The sequence below is a fragment of the bacterium genome (genome assembly GCA_024228115.1).
GTDB lineage: Bacteria > Myxococcota_A > UBA9160 > UBA9160 > UBA6930.
In genome coordinates, this window is sequence record JAAETT010000138.1 from 1 (window position 1) to 3,846 (window position 3,846).

6 protein-coding genes are annotated in these 3,846 nt (G+C 60.6%); 3 read left to right on the forward strand and 3 right to left on the reverse strand.

Going from position 1 to position 3,846, the window contains the following annotated elements; genetic code table 11:
• Nucleotides 1-193: 193 nt before the first annotated feature.
• On the forward strand, nucleotides 194-1,063 hold the full coding sequence (locus tag GY937_06925) for a hypothetical protein (GenBank protein MCP5056447.1): 870 nt from the start codon (nucleotides 194-196) through the stop codon (nucleotides 1,061-1,063).
• Nucleotides 1,064-1,176: 113 nt separating this feature from the next.
• Here GY937_06925 and GY937_06930 read toward each other — a convergent pair whose 3' ends face one another.
• From GY937_06930 to GY937_06940, 3 genes are all read right to left on the reverse strand, one after another.
• A complete protein-coding gene (locus GY937_06930) occupies nucleotides 1,177-1,803 on the reverse strand; it encodes a hypothetical protein (protein ID MCP5056448.1) in 627 nt (208 codons plus the stop codon).
• Between the two features lie 6 nt (nucleotides 1,804-1,809).
• A protein-coding gene (locus GY937_06935) for an IS3 family transposase (GenBank protein MCP5056449.1) occupies nucleotides 1,810-2,915 on the reverse strand; the annotation gives its coding sequence in 2 pieces (ribosomal slippage) (nucleotides 1,810-2,669 and nucleotides 2,669-2,915; 1,107 coding nt in all).
• A 63-nt stretch (nucleotides 2,916-2,978) separates the two neighbouring features.
• Nucleotides 2,979-3,218: a hypothetical protein gene (locus GY937_06940; GenBank protein ID MCP5056450.1), complete on the reverse strand. Its 240-nt coding sequence runs from the start codon at nucleotides 3,216-3,218 to the stop codon at nucleotides 2,979-2,981.
• A gap of 173 nt (nucleotides 3,219-3,391) precedes the next feature.
• Here GY937_06940 and GY937_06945 point away from each other — a divergent pair, with 173 nt between their 5' ends.
• Entirely contained in the window at nucleotides 3,392-3,574 is a 183-nt protein-coding gene (locus GY937_06945) for a hypothetical protein (GenBank protein MCP5056451.1), read from the forward strand.
• A gap of 101 nt (nucleotides 3,575-3,675) precedes the next feature.
• Nucleotides 3,676-3,846, forward strand: a 171-nt coding sequence (locus GY937_06950) for an RHS repeat protein (protein ID MCP5056452.1), incomplete at its 3' end; no start/stop codon positions are given.

Sequence of the window (3,846 nt, forward strand, 5' to 3'; positions counted from 1 at the left end):
AAGGGTGGCGCGACATCGAGAAGCTCGTCCGAGCTCTCACCGTGTCCGAAACCAGCGAAGAGGCGACTGCAAAGCGCGTCGCCTAGGATTCAAACCGGAGCCGCCGCTCAGAGAAGATCAACAGCGGACGGGACATCCCCATCCAAAAGGCAGTTTCAGCCGCAGTCCTCGTACATCACAAAGGGATAATCCCATGAAGAATCCATATTCAGCACTTGCAATATGCGCTTTTTTGCTAGCTCTTGCGACAAACGCTGCTGGGGCGGCATCTGGCGAACACAAAGCCGCCACCGATGAAGTTATTTCCGGCCAGCGCGAAATGCTTGCCAAGAATACAAAGGGTGCCGGTTTTGGTCCACAATCGCCCCGTGATATAGATGCAGCGAAAGGCGTAAATTCACGCGCATTCGAAGCTGCTCCCAGTCACACAGCTATGAATTTATGCAACATCCACTTTCATGAGAATGCGGAGCACAAAGGCGGTGAGTTCACGACATATGCTGGTAACGGCGATGGTCACGGATACGGAACCGGCTTCAAATACAGCGGTAAACTGAGCGAAGCGGAAGTGACCCACTACAGCAAGAAAGTTGGTGCAAGCAAGCACGGCAATCTGCAACCTGGCGATACCATTGAAGTTCACTACGTGCACACAACCGCCAAAGTCACGCCGGGTGCGACCTTGGGTTCTTGCTTGAGTGAGGCCATCAAGAACCCGCAACTGCGCGTAGAGACACAGGTTTATGTGTTGGTGAATGACGATAGCGCTCGCGATTTCACAATTCTAGCACATCATGAGGTGGTAAATGGATTACATCAGGCAACCAACATCCCAACCGATACTGGCACACCTATTGTTTACGCTGGATCAACAACCGGCCCCGGCTACAACGAAAAGGGATCGCCGTTTCAGGTAACATGGAGTGTGCGTCCCAAGGTTGCCAAAGCGAGCATTTCCTCTGTTGATGAATGGTTGCAAGGAAATGTCTTCAAAGAAGATCACGCACTTGGTGTGCGTAATCTCGTGATAAATCCGGACCTTCTGTCTCAAATTGGAAACTGAATTATCCAATTTGAAGTCAGGTGGAGGTCAGCAAATTGACACAAATTGCTGGTTGTCCGCACGTTCCCGGATCGGGCCTGATCGCTCCCGAATTCGGGCGCTTTGCCATCCCGCTACATGGCCGGACAGAGGAAAACCCCTCTTGATCTACCTATGCGCGCGACGACGCTTCCCAACAGCATGGCCATGGCATAACCCCGTGCCTCGGCCAGGTAGCGGAGAAGCCAGGGATGCAACGCCAGCAGCCAGGCCGCCAGTACGCCGGCCGTTCCGAAACCTGCCCGCCACAGGAGCCATGCGAGCGCGCCAATCGAGAGAACACCGGCTGCGAAGGCCGGGGCCCGGACGGCGCCTTCATGGATCATTCGATCGTCGGGCTTGCCTCCCGACCAGGCGATTCGCGAGGTGAGCCGCGAGAGAAGGGTGAAGCCCACGTGGTTGTTCGCGGTGGAGTAGGCGAAGAACGCGTCCGGCCACTTGAGGCGTTTGAACTCGTAGCTTCCGTCGCGCTCATCGATCTTCCAGCGTCCGACGATGTGGTTGCCCACGGTGTAGGTTTCGTCATCCCAAAAACTCATGGAGAGCCGCGGGATGGCGAGCCCGCCCGCGACGAGCATGGCGAGCACTACGAGTGCGACACCCACTCGCGAGATGGCGGGCGGCACGAAGGTCTCTCGCACGTCCGCTTCGGCTCGCCCCAGCCAGCGGGGTACGTGACCTGCCTGGTTTCTTCGGACCAACGATTCCTAGAAGACGGCCACCTCCGGGCTCTTGATTGGAGTTTTCCGGGCGTACTCCGTCGGCGTGAGATTGCCGAGGCTCGAATGAGGTCGAACCCCGTTGTACATCTTCCGCCAGTCCTCGATGGCGATCTTCGCATCGATTCGGTTCTTGAACCACTGCATCCCGAGACACTCGTCTCGGAACTTTCCGTTGAAGCTTTCGTTCGCTCCGTTCTGCCAAGGCTTCCCGGGGTCGATCGGCGCAGTCTCGATCCCCGCGTCGAGCAGCCATTGCAACACCGCCCTGGAGACGAACTCGGGGCCGTTGTCGGATCGCAGGTAGGTCGGCGCTCCGCGAACGCTGACGAGCTTCGAGAGCACTTCGATGACACGCGGAGATCGAATGCTCCCAGCCACGTCGATCGCCAGGCACTCCCGCGTGTACTCGTCGATCACGGTGAGGCACTTGAGCTGCTGGCCGTTGGCGCAGGCATCGAACACGAAGTCGTAGGCCCAGACCTGATTTGCACCGGCCGCAGGAAGCGTCGGAGGCCGGCCCGTCGCCACCCGACGCCTCGGCCTCCGACGGGGGACCTGCAGCCCGGCCTTCTTCCAGATGCGATAGGCGCGGTCAGCGCTCATGGTGAGACCTTGGCGCGCAAGAAAGACCTGGATCCGGCGGTAGCCGAACCGAGGATACTGCGCGGAAAGCTCTCGCATCGCTGCGATCACAGGTGCATCACGCTGGGCCAGCGCCGACTCGTATCCGATCGTCGACCTCGCGACTCCGAGTAGCGCGCACGAACGACGGAGCGAGATCCCGCGCCTTCGCACGTACGCGACCTGCTTCCGTCGAGCCGGCGCGCCTACCATTTTTTTCGCGCGACCTCTTTCATCACATCAATCTCGAGGTCGCGCTCCGCCACGAGTTTCTTGAGCTTCGCGTTCTCTTGCTCGAGCTGGCGAAGGCGCTTCACGTCCACCGCCTCCAGCGCCCCAAAGCGCTTGCGCCAGGCGTAGATCGTCTGCTCGCTGACGCCGTGCTTCTTGGCCACCCGCGCCACCGGACCCTTGTCCGCCTCGCGCAGGATCTTGACCATCTGTTCTTCGCTGAATCGACTTTTCTTCATGGCTTCCTCCGTCCCGGAAGCCATCTTCTCAGGTTTCAGCTGGTCCGAAAATCCCCTGGCACGTCATACGCTGGCCAGCAGCGCAAGCAGGAAAACCGCACTCGCGGCGGCGAAAGGCCAGCCGTAGCTCGCCCACCAGTCCAGGGGTTTGGGCTTTCGTCCCTCGGCTTCTCGGATGCCGATCCCCGCCTCGAACGGGTTCTCCATGCCGAGGAGGACCGCCAGCACGAGTGCCAACACCACGGCGAGCCCGATCCGGACCCGATTCTCACGCCCGACCCGATTCCAACGGGCTCGCAGCATGCCCACCCCCTTCAACGAAAGGCCCAGAAGCGGGCACAGGATACTGAGGCTGGGCGGCTCCTCAACCGTGCGAGGGGGGGCGGGGTTCTCTTGGATGTCGTTTCGTTACCCTGTGCCGCGGCTGGGGCGGCTCGTGGAGGGGTGCGCCCGCTGCAGTGAGGAGCAGCTGGGTCTTGGGGGAGAGCGGACGACGGGCGACCCGTGCCCTGGCTTGGGTTCGCGGCGACCACATCGTCGATTCCAGGGAGCGCCGCGTGCGAGCGGTGCTCCTGTTTGTGCTCGTAGCGGTCATCGTCCACCTGGTGACGGGTGACAACTGGCCGGCCCTGCGAAGCTGGTACCAGCCTCTGAGTTAGCCTCGACAGGAGGCTGGTACCAGCTTCGCAGGGCCGGCCACCTGGATGCGAAGAGCCGCCAGACGCTGTTCCGCTACGACGATCTCGACCGTCTCATCGAAGTGGAGCAGGTTGCCGAGGGCCTGACGACCGCCTTCCGCTACGACGCGGCAGGCAACGTGACGAAGGTCACGGACCCCCTGCTGCAAGACACCGTATACGCGTACGATGCTCTCTCGAGGCTCACGTCGGTGACGCAGTCGCTCTCCCAGGAGGTGACGTACGCCTACGAC